General features: G+C 57.3%; 11 protein-coding genes. 4 read left to right on the plus strand and 7 right to left on the minus strand.

Features of this window, described 5'->3' with window-relative positions; all coding sequences use genetic code 11:
* Nucleotides 1–21: 21 nt before the first annotated feature.
* Both QZ517_RS17430 and QZ517_RS17435 read right to left on the minus strand, forming a co-directional pair.
* Entirely contained in the window at nucleotides 22–1,035 is a 1,014-nt protein-coding gene (locus tag QZ517_RS17430) for an alpha-ketoacid dehydrogenase subunit beta (protein ID WP_294229403.1), read from the minus strand.
* Nucleotides 1,036–1,037: 2 nt separating this feature from the next.
* Nucleotides 1,038–2,273, minus strand: coding sequence for a 3-methyl-2-oxobutanoate dehydrogenase (2-methylpropanoyl-transferring) subunit alpha (locus QZ517_RS17435; protein WP_294229405.1), 1,236 nt, complete (start codon nucleotides 2,271–2,273; stop codon nucleotides 1,038–1,040).
* A gap of 220 nt (nucleotides 2,274–2,493) precedes the next feature.
* Here QZ517_RS17435 and QZ517_RS17440 point away from each other — a divergent pair, with 220 nt between their 5' ends.
* Entirely contained in the window at nucleotides 2,494–2,958 is a 465-nt protein-coding gene (locus QZ517_RS17440) for an Lrp/AsnC family transcriptional regulator (RefSeq protein ID WP_294229408.1), read from the plus strand.
* Nucleotides 2,959–3,155: 197 nt separating this feature from the next.
* Nucleotides 3,156–5,414, plus strand: coding sequence for a methyl-accepting chemotaxis protein (locus QZ517_RS17445; RefSeq protein ID WP_294229410.1), 2,259 nt, complete (start codon nucleotides 3,156–3,158; stop codon nucleotides 5,412–5,414).
* 73 nt (nucleotides 5,415–5,487) lie between these two features.
* Here QZ517_RS17445 and ugpC read toward each other — a convergent pair whose 3' ends face one another.
* The 4 genes from ugpC to QZ517_RS17465 all read right to left on the minus strand — a co-directional run bounded on the left by ugpC (nucleotide 5,488) and on the right by QZ517_RS17465 (nucleotide 9,655).
* Nucleotides 5,488–6,585 (minus strand): sn-glycerol-3-phosphate ABC transporter ATP-binding protein UgpC, encoded by a 1,098-nt coding sequence (gene ugpC / locus QZ517_RS17450; protein WP_294229413.1) that lies wholly within the window; start codon nucleotides 6,583–6,585, stop codon nucleotides 5,488–5,490.
* 4 nt (nucleotides 6,586–6,589) lie between these two features.
* Nucleotides 6,590–7,483, minus strand: coding sequence for a carbohydrate ABC transporter permease (locus tag QZ517_RS17455; protein WP_294229416.1), 894 nt, complete (start codon nucleotides 7,481–7,483; stop codon nucleotides 6,590–6,592).
* Nucleotides 7,476–8,348 (minus strand): sugar ABC transporter permease, encoded by an 873-nt coding sequence (locus tag QZ517_RS17460; RefSeq protein ID WP_283427654.1) that lies wholly within the window; start codon nucleotides 8,346–8,348, stop codon nucleotides 7,476–7,478. Before QZ517_RS17460 ends, QZ517_RS17455 begins: the two co-directional genes overlap by 8 nt.
* Before the next feature lie 62 nt (nucleotides 8,349–8,410).
* Nucleotides 8,411–9,655, minus strand: a complete 1,245-nt coding sequence (locus QZ517_RS17465; RefSeq protein WP_294229419.1) for an ABC transporter substrate-binding protein — start codon at nucleotides 9,653–9,655, stop codon at nucleotides 8,411–8,413.
* Nucleotides 9,656–9,884: 229 nt separating this feature from the next.
* Between QZ517_RS17465 and QZ517_RS17470 the strand changes: the two genes are divergently transcribed.
* Nucleotides 9,885–10,628 carry a response regulator transcription factor gene (locus QZ517_RS17470; protein WP_294229422.1) on the plus strand — a complete coding sequence of 248 codons (744 nt, stop codon included), beginning with the start codon at nucleotides 9,885–9,887 and terminating at the stop codon, nucleotides 10,626–10,628.
* Entirely contained in the window at nucleotides 10,625–12,082 is a 1,458-nt protein-coding gene (locus QZ517_RS17475) for a HAMP domain-containing sensor histidine kinase (RefSeq protein WP_294229424.1), read from the plus strand. Before QZ517_RS17470 ends, QZ517_RS17475 begins: the two co-directional genes overlap by 4 nt.
* Before the next feature lie 95 nt (nucleotides 12,083–12,177).
* On the opposite strand, the gene QZ517_RS17480 is transcribed toward QZ517_RS17475, so the two are convergent.
* Nucleotides 12,178–13,565, minus strand: a 1,388-nt coding sequence (locus tag QZ517_RS17480; RefSeq protein WP_294229428.1) for a methylmalonyl-CoA mutase family protein, incomplete at its 5' end; no start/stop codon positions are given.

Here is a 13,565-nt window from a genome sequence, read left to right on the forward strand (position 1 = left end):
ATTGCAAATACTCCCATGGGATCAGTCCTCCATGACTTTGCGCAAAGCTTCACCAACACGACCAGGCCCAGGGAAATACTCCCACTCCTGCGCGTGTGGATACGGCGTATCCCATCCGGTCACACGGATCATTGGCGCTTCAAGATGATAGAAACAGGCTTCCTGCACGAGGCTCATCAGCTCGCCACCAAAGCCCGAGGTGCGTGTCGCCTCATGCACAACCACACACCGTCCGGTCTTTTTCACGCTTTCAACAATGGTGTCCAAATCCAACGGCATCAGCGTGCGCAAATCGATGACTTCGGCATCCACACCGGTCTCTGCCACAGCCGCCTCGGCCACGTACACCATTGTACCATACGCCAGAACCGTCACATCTGCACCTTCGCGCTGAATATGCGCCTTACCCAATGGAATGATCTGATTGCCTTCCGGCACATCCCCCTGCGGGTGCTTCTTCCAGCTCTCGATGGGTTTGTCGTGGTGCCCATCAAACGGACCATTATACAGCCGCTTAGGTTCCAGAAAGATCACCGGATCAGGGTCCGCAATCGCCGCCAGCAACAGACCTTTGGCATCGCGCGGGTTAGACGGGATCACCACTTTCAAACCGGACACATGGGTGAAAATCGCTTCCGGGCTCTGGCTGTGCGTCTGTCCGCCAAAGATGCCACCGCCGGTGGGCATGCGGATCACCAAAGGACAGGTGAAGTCGCCATGCGAGCGATGCCGCAACCGCGCCGCCTCAGACACGATCTGGTCATAGGCCGGATACACATAGTCGGCGAATTGGATCTCAATCACCGGCTTCAGCCCATAAGCCGCCATACCGATTGCCGTGCCCACAATGCCGCTCTCATTGATCGGCGCGTCAAAACAGCGGGACTTGCCGTATTTCTCTTGTAGGCCAGCGGTACAGCGGAACACGCCGCCAAAGAAGCCAACGTCTTCGCCAAACACCACCACCTTGTCATCCGCCGCCATGGCCACATCGTGGGCTTCGCGGATGGCCTCAATCATTGTCATCTGTGCCATGATCAGAACCCCGCTTCTTGACGTTGGCGGATTAGGTGAGCTGGCATGGTTTCATACACCCCTTCAAACATATCGCGCGGGCTCGGCGCCTTGCCGCCCGTTAGGGTGCCCACCGCTTCCGCCTCTTTCTGGACTGAAATCACCGTTTCGAGGATTTCTGCCTCTGCCTGCGCGTGGCGGTCTTCACTCCACTCACCAATCTTGATCAGGTGCTGCTTGAGCCGTTCAATTGGGTCACCCAACGGCCACGCCGCGGCCTCCTGTTTCGAGCGGTACGCGGCCGGATCATCAGACGTCGAGTGCCCGCCCGCCCGATAGGTCACATGCTCAATCAACGTTGGTCCATGTCCCAAGCGCGCACGCTCTGCCGCCCATTTCGCAACCGCATGCACTGCCAGATAGTCATTCCCATCCACACGCAGCGAAGCAATGCCAAACCCATGCCCACGCGCTGCAAACGTGCCAACACCGCCGCGTGCAATGCCTTGGAAAGTGGAAATGGCCCATTGGTTGTTCACAATATTGAGCACCACCGGTGCCTTATAGGTGGAAGCAAACACCATCGCCGCGTGGAAATCATTCTCCGCTGTCGAGCCATCACCGATCCAGCCGGTCGAAATCTTGGTGTCACCGGAAATGGCCGAGGCCATCGCCCAGCCCACCGATTGTACAAACTGCGTGCCCAGGTTGCCTGAGATCGAAAAGAACCCGTGTTCCTTGGATGAATACATGATGGGCAACTGACGCCCAGCCAATGGATCGTCGGCGTTGGAGTAAATCTGGTTCATCATTGTCAGCATCGGATAATCTGACGCAATCAACAGCCCGGCCTGACGGTAAGTTGGGAAATTCATATCCCCCGGCTGCAATGCGCGGGCAAAGGCGCAGGACACCGCCTCTTCGCCCAAATGCTGCATGTAAAAGCTTGTCTTGCCCTGCCGCTGCGCAATCTGCATGCGCGCATCAAAGGTCCGCAGGGTCATCATATGACGCAGCCCTTCGCGCAACTCATCCACGCTCAGCGCACCGGCCCAATCGCCCACCGCCTCGCCTTCTTTGTTGAGCACACGCACAATCGAAAACGCCATGTCTCGAATGGCATCCGGGTCGGTATCCACGTCCGGACGGCCAACGTCGCCAGCACGGGGAATTTCAAAATCGGAGAAGTCCGGCGTGTCACCGGGACGGCATCCCGGTTCCGGGACATTGAGGGAGAGCGGAGCGGTATCAGAGCCCATGCGTCACCTTTCTAAAGTGGGGCTGACACCGGGAGTCACGATTGATCCGTCACGTTGTCCCACGCAGGGGGATCAGGGACGGACAACACAACCGACACCCCCGCCTGCCAGCGAGAATTATTCAACCCTGCTAGTTTAGCCAACAATCCGGGTTGAAAAACGGCGTTCTCCTATCGTATTTGCAAAATGTTAGCCGATACGGCCGGTTCAGGAGAATACTGTGGCGAAAATCACTATAGATGAAATTGACCGCAAAATCATCCGCGCGCTGTGTGAAGACGGCCGCATGTCTGTGGTGCAGATCGCAGACCGTGTAGGCCTTTCGGCAACTCCCTGCAAACGCCGCCTGAAACAGCTGCAAGACAGTGGGTTGATCGCCGGCTACACCCTGCGCATCGACCGCATGACCGCCGGTTTTGGCATCACGGCTTACGTGAATGTCGAGCTGGAGCGTCAAGATGCAGACGCTATTTCAAATTTTCAGAAAGAAGTGGCCCGATTTGACGAAGTTGTCACCGGCACATTGATGACCGGCGCGATGGACTTTCAACTGGAGATTTGGGTGGAAAGCCTTGAAGAATTTGAGAGTTTTCTACAATCCAAGCTCATGCGTGTGCCAGGGATCCGTGCCATTCGTTCGCGCTTTGCCCTCAAAAAATTCGTTGAGCGTGTGCGCATTCCTTAGTTGGAAGAAATCAAGTTCCGTTCTCTTTCAACAACTTAACATCGCATCTATTCTTCACAACATCAGCTCCGCACGGACGTCATCGCCGTTATTTTCCAGCTCAAATTTACTCTTAAACACTTCGAAGGGTTTTTCTGGGTACCGATGGGAGACCCCGTAATTTCTCGGGCGATGAGACATTTTGTGAGGAGCAAAAAATGTTCAGAGCCAAAAAGCTGTCGCTTTCTTTAAAGCTGCCCCTTGTGATGGTGGCATTGACAGCCACGTTTCTGGTTACTGTGTCCTTCCTTGTTTATCGTATGGCAGAGCAAAACATTCGCCAGAATGTCTACGCCTCCCATGAAACCACCGCCAACGCCGGCAAACAGGCCATTGCGGCTTTGATTGATGCGGTGCGGCGCGATCTGGTGATGAATGCCGATCAGCCCACAACCTTCCGCGCGATCAGCAATTTTGACCGCGTGATTGGCATGATCGAGGCCGACGACCCTCTCAAATATCTCACCGACACCTATATCACCAATAACCCCAATCCAGTTGGGGAGCGCGCCAAGCTGGTCGATCCGGGAGATGGGCAATATTACAGCCAATCCCACAACAGCTATCATCCAACGTTCCTGCGTTCTCTGAATCTCAACGGCTATGAGGACATCTACCTGTTTAACACCGAAGGCCGCCTGCTTTACACGGTGATGAAGCAAGATGACTTCGCGCAAGATTTCTCCAAAGGCGACTACGCGGCCTCCGGTTTGGGACAAGTGTTCAAAGCTGCGATCAATTCAAAGCCGGGTGAGATCAGCACCTCTGATTTTGCCGCCTATGAGATCACCGGCGGCGGCGCTGGCGCCTTTCTCGCAATCCCGATCCTGAGCAAGAAGAAAACCATCGCAGGTGTGCTGGCGGTTCAACTCTCCAGCGACCGCATCGCGACCGCCCTGTCCACCAATCTTGACAACAGCGGCCATCAGAACCTTTTCTTGGTTGGCGCAGACGGAACCGCACGCAGCCCATCTCTGATCGAAGGTCAGTTTGAAGTCACCACCGTACTGCCACAAGCGCCGCATATCGCAGCAGCCCAAGCCCACGAAGATGCGTTTTTTGAATCGGTGGAATCCGTTGCCAACATTGACGTGATCGGCTTGGTCAAACCTATGCAAGTGCCCGGCTTCAACTGGTCTCTGGTGATGGAAACCGACCACGACGCCGCCTTCGCAGCTGTGCAACAAATCCGCATGATTGCCATCGCTATGATCGCGGCCTCTGTGGTCATCGCCATCATCGTCTCTTGGATTGCCGCCAGCCGTGTTACCAAGCCCATTCAAGCCCTGCGTGGCGTGACAGACGCCTTGGCGGAAGGCGAGTATGACATCGACATCTCTGGCCAGGATCGTGGCGACGAACTTGGCGATTTGGCCCGCACCATGGGCGACTTCCGCGACAAGCTCAAACGCGCTGATGAAGCCTCAGAGCGCGAAGCTGAATCCGCCCGCAAAACTGCCGATGTTGTGGAAACCATGAGCGAAGCCTTGTCTGAGCTAGAGCGCGGCAATCTGGCCTGTGACATCGACACGCCATTTGTAGCCGACTATGAAATCCTGCGAGAGAATTTCAACCGCAGTCTGGCCAACTTGCGCGACTTGATGTCCGACATTGTCGAAGCCTCCCAGCACGTTGGCCAATACTCCGACGAGCAGAAGTCCTCCGCAACCGTGATGGAGAAGCGCACTGAAAGCGCCGCCGCCACACTTGAGGACACCGCCAACGCCGTGAATGCCTTGTCTGATGGCGTGAAAGCCACCGCAGATCGCGCCACACGGGTTGACGGCGTCATGCAAACCGCCCGGGGCGAAGCGGAAAACAGCCGTGATGTGGTATCCTCTGCTGTCGAAGCCATGGATCAAATCCAAACAGCCTCCAGCGAAATCACCCAAATCATCGGTGTGATCGACGACATCGCCTTCCAGACCAACCTGCTTGCGCTTAACGCCGGTGTCGAAGCCGCCCGCGCAGGCAGCGCTGGCAGCGGGTTTGCCGTCGTGGCCTCCGAAGTCCGTGCCTTGGCGCTGCGGGCCTCAACCGCCGCCGGACAAATTCAGAAACTCACCAGCGCCAGCGAAGACCATGTCTCCAACGGGGTCGAAATGGTGGGACGTGCGGGTGAAGCCTTGTCCAATATCATCACTCAGGTCACATCTGTGTCCGATCTGGTGACCGAAATTTCCGATGGCGTGCGCACCCAGTCCGCAGGTCTGGAGAGCATCAACACCTCAATGCGCGAGTTGGACTCTGTGACACAGCAAAACACCGCCATGGCTGAAGAAGCCGCCGCCTCAAGTCAGATGTTGCTGGCCGAGGCGCAAAGCTTGTCCGGCATCGTGGCCCGTTTTGACATGGATGGCGCGGAACAACCTGAGGTATCTGACGCGTTCGAAGATGATGAGCGCCTGAGCGCGTAAGCCAACACTGTCGCAAACAAAAAGCCCGCTTGGCTCAACCAAGCGGGCTTTTTCGTTTTCAATTGATACCGGCTTAGTTCAGCCGCTCACCACTGCCCGGTGCAAAGTAAGACACTTTGCTCAGATCAAACGCCAATGGCAGCACTTTGCCGGACTCAGCACCGGTCTCCGCATGCAAACGCGCCGTGACCTGTTTGCCGCCCAATTCAGACACCACAAAGGTATCCGCCCCCGCAGGCTCCACCATATCGATATGACACTCGGCCACCTGCACGTCTTCACCAGCCCGGAATCCGGCTTCAGCAATGTCCTCAGGCCGCAGCCCAAGGATCACATCCTGCGGCAGGTTTTCTGCATGGGTGTCGGTCAGCACCAATGGCGCCGCACCGTCCCGCGCAATCTCAATCCGCGTATCGCTGCCGTTCTTCGTGGCTTTGGCCGGGATCAGGTTCATCGCCGGGCTGCCCATGAAGTCGGCCACAAACAGGTTGGCCGGACGGTTGTAGATCTCCGCAGGCGTGCCAATTTGCTGCACCACGCCACCTTTCAGAACCACAATCTTGGTCGCCAAGGTCATCGCCTCGATCTGATCGTGGGTCACATAAACCATGGTGGCGCCAAGGTTTTGGTGCAGTTTCTTGATCTCAGAGCGCATTTCAACGCGCAGCTTCGCATCGAGATTTGAGAGAGGCTCATCAAACAGGAACAGTTTGGGATCACGCACCAGCGCCCGCCCCATCGCCACACGTTGACGTTGACCACCGGACAACTGCCCCGGACGGCGGTGCAACAGCTGCTCAATCTGCAACTGGCTCGCCACTTCTTTGAGCTTGCTCTCTTGCGTCGCCGCATCCACGCCACGCACTTTCATGCCAAAGGTGATGTTCTTGGCCACCGACATGGTTGGGTAAAGCGCGTAGGATTGGAACACCATGGCGATGTCGCGGTCCTTCGGGCTGACATGGGTCATGTCTTTGCCGCCAATCGACAGTTTGCCACCGGTGATCGGTTCCAACCCGGCAATACAGTTGAGAAGCGTGGACTTGCCGCAGCCCGACGGGCCGACCAGCACAAGGAAGTCACCGGGCTCAATCGCCACATTGATGTCTTTGAGGATCTCGACAGAACCATAGTTCTTGTAGAGGTTATTGATATCCAGAATGGGTGCCATGGGGTTAACCTTTCACGGAACCTGCGGTCAGGCCGCGGATGAAGTATTTGCCTGCCACCACATAGACAAGCAGCGTGGGAAGGGCGGCGATGATGGCAGCGGCCATATCGACGTTGTATTCCTTCACCCCTGTGGTGGAGTTGACGATGTTGTTGAGGGCTACGGTCACCGGCTGCGTGCCCGCTTGGCTGAAGCTGACCCCAAAGAGGAAGTCGTTCCAGATATTGGTGAACTGCCAGATCACAGTCACCACCACGATGGGCAACGACAGCGGAAGAAAGATCGACCAGAAGATCCGGAAAAACCCGGCCCCGTCCACCTTTGCAGCTTTGGTCAGTTCAGCTGGGATCGTGACATAGTAGTTGCGGAAAAACAGCGTGGTGAAGCCAATCCCGTAGATCACATGCACAAAAATCAATCCGGGGATCGAGCCCGCCAGGCCCAGAATGCCCAGGCTGCGTGCCATCGGTAGCAGAACCACCTGAAACGGGATGAAGCAGCCAAACAACATCATCGCGAAAATCAAGTTGGCCCCTTTGAAGCGCCATTGCGCAATCACATAGCCATTCACAGCACCAAGCAGTGTGGCAAGGAACACCGCCGGAACGGTCATAAGCACCGAGTTCCAGAAATACGGCCGCAGGCCTTCACATTTCACGCCGGTACAGGTGCCCGACCATGCTGTGCTCCAGGCCTCGAAAGTCACATCGCGCGGCAGGGCCACAAGCGAGCCTGTGCGGATTTCTTCAAGGCTTTTGAGCGATGTTGTGACCATCACAAACAACGGCATCAGATAGAACAGCGCAAACAGCCCAAGCAGGGTAAACAGCAGCCAACGCAAGGCCAACTGGCCAAAGCTGCGGCGCGGCGCGGTGTAGGATTGGGTGAAATCAGTCATGTTTCGCCCTCAATTCAGAGTACAGGTAAGGCACGACAATGGTGAACACGACACCCATCATGACCATGGCAGAGCTGGCCGCTTGCCCAATGTCGCCGCGCGAAAACGCCATGGCATACATATAGGTTGCCGGCAGATCCGTGGCATAGCCAGGACCACCACCGGTCAGCGCGATCACAAGGTCAAAGCTCTTGATCGCAAGGTGCGCCAGCACGATGAAGGCGGACAGGAAGATCGGTGCCATCGAGGGAATGATAATCGCCGAATAGATCCGCCAGGTGGGAATGCCATCAACCTGCGCAGCCTTGATGATTTCCTCATCCACAGAGCGCAACCCAGCTAAAAACAGCGCCATGACAAAACCACTGGCCTGCCAAACGGCGGCAATCACAACCGCGTAAATTGCCATCTTGGGATCGGTGATCCAGTTGAAGGTGAAACTCTCAAAACCCCAGTTGCGAACGGTGGCCTCAATACCAAGGCCCGGGTTCATGATCCATTTCCAGGCGGTCCCGGTCACAATCATCGACAGTGCCATCGGGTAGAGGTAGATGGTGCGCAACACACCCTCCGCACGGATTTTCTGATCCAGAAGAATGGCCAGAAACAGGCCGAGGATCAGGGATATCCCAATAAACAGCCCGCCAAAGATGAACAGGTTGTCCATCGCTGTGTCCCAGCGTGGGGAGGCAAACAGGCGTTCATACTGAATGACGCCTTTGATTTCGTATTTCGGCATCAACTTGGAGCGGGTGAGCGACACCCAGCCGGTCCAAATGATAAAGCCATAGACAAAGATGAGGACGGCCACAAAAGAAGGTGCAAGCACCATCTTTGGCACGTGGCGTTCAAGCCATTCGGTCATAACAACGACCCTTTATTTAGGCGCCCCGCCCCGAAAGAAACCTTCGGAACGGGGCTGGGAGATTACATCGAGTTGGCGATCGCGTCGGCCAGCATCTGAACGGCTTCCGCCGAAGACATGTCCGAGTTGAAGTGGGCTGTCACAACATCGGTGATGGCACCGGCCTGCGCACCGCGCAGCGCCATGCCGTGGGCATAGCTTGGCAGCAATGAGCCTTCTTTGTTGCTGGAGGCCATATCCGCAGCCGAGGTATGGGCGCAGGAGTCAAACTCATCCAGAGCAACGTCGGTCCGCGCAGGGATCGAGCCTTTGTTCAGGTTGAACACTTTCTGGAAGCTTTTGCCAACAATCAGCTCGGCCAGCAGTTTCTGACCGCTTTGCTTGTCGTCGCCGTCCACGTTGAACATGGCAAAGCTGTCCACGCTGTAAAGGAAGCCATCGCCCGGTGTCGACACACAGAGGAAGTCTTCGCCCGGCACTTTGCCCGCGGCCAGGAATTCACCTTTGGCCCAGTCACCCATGATCTGGAACGCCGCTTCGCCGTTCATGACCATCGCGGTTGCCAGGTTCCAATCACGACCGGAGAAGTTGCCATCCACATAGCCGCGCAGCTTGCGCATCTGATCAAACACTTCGACCATTTGGTCGGACTTCAGCGTGTCCATATCCAGATCCACGAAGGCTTTCTGGAAGAAGTCGGCGCCACCGAGGCCCAGAGCCACAGCTTCAAACACTGTGGCATCCTGCCAAGCCTGACCACCGTGGGCCAGAGGAATGATGCCCGCCGCCATCAGCGTGTCCGCTGCGGTGTTGAATTCTGCCCAGGTGTTGGGCATGGCGATGTCATTGGCTTTCAGGATGTCGGCGTTGGCCCAGATCCAGTCAATCCGGTGCACGTTCACCGGCGCCGCACACCACGTGCCTTCACATTTCATGTGACCGGCAATTGAAGCTGGCAGAACATCAGCCCAACCCTGTGCTTCGGCAACGTCGGAAATGTCGGCCAGAACACCCTCTTCATACCATTCAGCAATCGCTGGGCCTTTCAGCTGAACCGCTGTTGGCGCGTTGCCAGACAGTACACGTGCCCGCAGCGCGGTCATCGCAGCGTCACCGCCGCCGCCAGCCACCGGCATGTCGGTCCAGGTGCCGCCATTGTCGGCAAATTCTTTTTGCAGCACAGCCACAGATTTGGCTTCACCACCAGATGTCCACCAGTGCAGAACTTCTGCCTGTGGTTCAGCTTTCACTGCGTTGGATGCAACAAGCGACGCGACCACGGCGGCCGCGAATACGGATTTTTTCATTATTTCCTCCCAAATTCGCTGCCCATCTGAGCAGCGCTGCCTCATTCCTGCCAAACCGCGGCGGGGTGTCACAATCCTCCAAATCCGAGTTTGGCCTTTGCCATGTCACAAAATTAGGCGTTCTGTTACACGCTGTTACCTAGGCCTTGATTTTGTTGCACGGTGTTACAAAGCAAGCAACAAGTCAGCCTGTCGTGGGGGAACGGCAGGCGACCAAAGGGAGGCAGAGATGACAATTCCACGTTTGTTGGTGGTTGATGACGATGCGGAAACGCGCGGCATGCTGACGCAATTTCTGCGTCAAAACGGTTTTATCGCCTTGCCCTGCGACAGCGAGAGCACCATTCGTGACCAACTGGGCAGTGGCCGTGTCGATCTGATCTTGCTGGATGTGATGTTGGGCGATGAATATGGCGTCGACATTTGCAAACGCCTGCGCCACGAGCAGGATGTGCCTGTCATTCTGGTCTCTGCCCTGTCGGCGGATCACCACCGCATGGCCGGCTATGAAGTGGGTGCGGATGACTATATCGCCAAGCCGTTTAATCCCAATTTGCTGCTCGCGCGGGTGAAAGCCGTCTTACACCGCGCCAAACGCAGCAGTTCTTTGACCTACCGCCGCAGCATTTCCACCTTCCGCTTTGGCGGCTGGTGTTATGACGCCAAACGCGACGAAGTTACTTCGCCGCAAGGCTACCAAGTCAGCCTGTCGCGCAAAGAAACCGCCCTGCTCAAGGTCTTCCTTGGCAATCCCCACATCCCCCTGACCCGTGAAGAGATCAACACCGCACTGGACGTGACCGGCGACGGTCAAGACGTCGGATCCGGCAACCCAGGCCGCGCCATTGACGTTTTGGTGGGGCGGTTGCGCGGCAAAATCGAAGCAGATCCCAAAATCCCGGAGTTGCTGCGCACCCAGCGTGGTGTGGGCTATGTCTTTGCCGTGGATGTTGCGGTTGAGGACGATCAATGACCTCAAAGTCGCAAGGCTTCCGCCTGCAATCTCTGGGTCTGTTTCTGGTGTTTGCCTGCTTTGCCACAGCTTACGGCACAGCATGGCTTTGGTCTGCCTCCAGCAACGGATGGCGCGACCACCTGACTCGCAGTTACGTCACCGGCGTCTCGCTTTATGACAGCCTGCGCACCCGCGCTGACCCACCGGTCAATGTCGACATTCAAACCTTAAGCCAAACCAATCAGGATTTGGTCAGCCAGAGGGAATTCTTGCAACTCCCAGGCGTGCCTAAACCGGCCTTTGTGACCCATGTCTCCCTCAAGGGCCAAGGTCATGACCCCGTGTCAGGCGAAACCCTCGCCCTGGTAATTGTCTCAGACAGCCTGCGTTACAACGTCTCTGAACTGGTCTCCAACGAACGCCAATCTGCGGCGCAAAAGCTTGGCCGCGTCACCCAACTTCTGGCCACATATTGCAGTGAGCCCATTTTGTATGCGCGCATGGGGGCGCAAGACTGGAAACGTGTGGATGGGCGCGCGGTCTGGGGCTGCAATGTCGCGCCGACCGACTACCGGCTATTGGCCGTGCTGTTGGCCATTGTGTCGATGACCATCTTCACCACACTTGTGCGCGACACCTCTGCCCATTTTGAACGCTTCGCCCGCACACTGCGCAACCACCGCCGCCTTGGCGGCCCGCAACGCTACCCGGTGCAAGGCCCCGAAGAGTTGCGCGACATTGTGCAGGCCGTAAACCAGTATCTGGGGCGCGAACGCGACCAAATTGCCAAACGCGCCACAGTGCTGTCTGGCGTCAGCCACGATCTGGGCACCCCAGCCACCCGCCTGCGCCTGCGCGCCGCTCTGGTACAGGATGCTGACCTGCGCGAGAAATTTGAGGCCGACATCGACAGCATGACTGGGATGATTGAAAGCGTGCTGACCTACACCCGCGCCGAACTCAACGAGGAGACCCCTCGCGAGTTATCCCTAACATCCTTGGTTGAAGCTCTGGTGGATGACTACCAAGACACCGGCCAGCCCGTCACTCTGGCCGCCTTGAAAATCCCGTCGTTTCAGGGCGGCGGCTCCGTGTTTATGTCCAATGCCGGCCGCGGCACCCTGCCCACTGAGCAGCGCATTCTGGTGTCCGCCCGCCCGATCTCGCTCAAACGCGCCATTTCCAACCTGATCGAGAACGCCCTCAAATACGGGCGCAAAGCCAAGGTAGAGCTGGTCGCCAGCGCCGATCACGCCACAATCACGGTTGAGGACGAAGGCTCCGGCATGACCGCCGCCGAAATCGAAGCCGCTGTGGCCCCGTTCACCCGTGGCGACAACACGCAGGCCATCGAGGGCTACGGTCTCGGCCTGACCATTGTCGCCACCGTGGCCGAGCAACACGGCGGTTCACTCTATTTTGAAGCCGGCACCGGCGGCATGCGGGCCTGCTTGAAAATCCAACGCCACTGACACACAAAAAAGGGCGCCGCAGATTTCCCCGCAACGCCCCGCTTTCTCTTTCCCCAAATACCTTCGGGGGTTTGGGGGCAGACAGCCCCCGGTATCTACGTGCGCGCTTCGCGGATCAGCTGCAGAATGTTCTGCGCCGCGTCCGGAATATTGGTGCCAGGCCCAAAGATCGCCTTCACGCCGGCGTTTTGCAGAAATTCATAATCCTGCTGCGGGATCACCCCGCCACAGATCACCAGAATGTCCTCGGCGTCTTTGTCCTTCAGCGCGTCGATCAACTGTGGCGCCAATGTCTTATGACCGGCCGCCTGTGAGGAAATCCCCACCACATGCACATCATTGTCCACCGCATCCTGGGCCGCCTCTTCCGGTGTTTGGAACAGCGGGCCAACGTCCACGTCAAACCCAATGTCGGCAAAGGCTGTGGCAATCACCTTCGCACCACGGTCGTGTCCGTCCTGGCCCATTTTTACCACCAGCAAACGCGGGCGACGGCCTTCCTCCTCGGCAAACTCCTCAATCGATTTTTGGATCGCCGCAAATCCCTCGTCGCCTTCATACGCCGCGCCATAAACGCCTGCTAATGTCTTCACCTCGGCCCGATGACGGCCAAATTCCTTCTCCATCGCCATGCTGATTTCTCCTACCGTGGCCCGTGCCCGCGCCGCTTCCACAGCCGCCGCCAACAGGTTGCCACCTTCGCTTGCCACTTTGGTGAGGTTGGCCAGCGCCGCCTCACAGGCCGCACTGTCTCGATCTGCCCGGATTTGCGCAAGGCGCGCCACCTGGCTTTCGCGCACCGCCACGTTGTCCACATCCAGAATGTCGATTGGGTCTTCGTTGTCCTTGCGGTATTTGTTCACGCCGACAATGACTTCGTCCCCTTTGTCGATCATCGCCTGACGGGTCGCCGCACTTTCTTCAATGCGTAACTTCGGCATGCCGGAGGCCACCGCCTTGGTCATACCACCCATCTCCTCAACCTCTTCCATCAAGGCCCAGGCTTTCTGGATCAGGTCATCGGTCAGGCTTTCCACATAGTAAGAGCCCGCAAGTGGGTCGACCACATTGGTCACGCCGGTCTCTTCCTGCAAGATCAGCTGCGTGTTGCGTGCAATCCGCGCCGAGAAGTCGGTTGGCAACGCAATCGCCTCGTCCAACGCGTTGGTGTGCAGCGACTGCGTGCCGCCCAGCACCGCCGACATCGCCTCATAGGCTGTCCGGATCACGTTGTTATATGGGTCCTGCTCCTGCAAGCTCACACCAGAGGTCTGACAGTGTGTGCGCAGCATTTTGGAGCGCTCGTTTTTGGCACCAAACTCGGTCATGACCTTGTGCCACAGGAACCGCGCCGCACGCAGTTTGGCGGACTCCATGAAGAAGTTCATGCCAATTGCAAAGAAGAAGCTCAGGCGTCCGGCAAACTTATCGACATCCATGCCCGCGTTCATCGCCGCCCGCACATACTCACGCCCGTCCGCCA

Origin of the sequence: uncultured Shimia sp., from assembly GCF_913054185.1 — a bacterium.
GTDB lineage: Bacteria > Pseudomonadota > Alphaproteobacteria > Rhodobacterales > Rhodobacteraceae > Shimia.

Coding starts and splice junctions, on each gene's coding strand:
- QZ517_RS17470 (WP_294229422.1), top strand. CDS start 9,885: ATGACAATTCCACGTTTGTTGGTGGTTGATGACGATGCGGAAACGCGC.
- QZ517_RS17460 (WP_283427654.1), bottom strand. CDS start 8,348: ATGACCGAATGGCTTGAACGCCACGTGCCAAAGATGGTGCTTGCACCT.
- QZ517_RS17475 (WP_294229424.1), top strand. CDS start 10,625: ATGACCTCAAAGTCGCAAGGCTTCCGCCTGCAATCTCTGGGTCTGTTT.
- QZ517_RS17445 (WP_294229410.1), top strand. CDS start 3,156: ATGTTCAGAGCCAAAAAGCTGTCGCTTTCTTTAAAGCTGCCCCTTGTG.
- QZ517_RS17465 (WP_294229419.1), bottom strand. CDS start 9,655: ATGAAAAAATCCGTATTCGCGGCCGCCGTGGTCGCGTCGCTTGTTGCA.
- QZ517_RS17455 (WP_294229416.1), bottom strand. CDS start 7,483: ATGACTGATTTCACCCAATCCTACACCGCGCCGCGCCGCAGCTTTGGC.
- ugpC (WP_294229413.1), bottom strand. CDS start 6,585: ATGGCACCCATTCTGGATATCAATAACCTCTACAAGAACTATGGTTCT.
- QZ517_RS17435 (WP_294229405.1), bottom strand. CDS start 2,273: ATGGGCTCTGATACCGCTCCGCTCTCCCTCAATGTCCCGGAACCGGGA.
- QZ517_RS17430 (WP_294229403.1), bottom strand. CDS start 1,035: ATGGCACAGATGACAATGATTGAGGCCATCCGCGAAGCCCACGATGTG.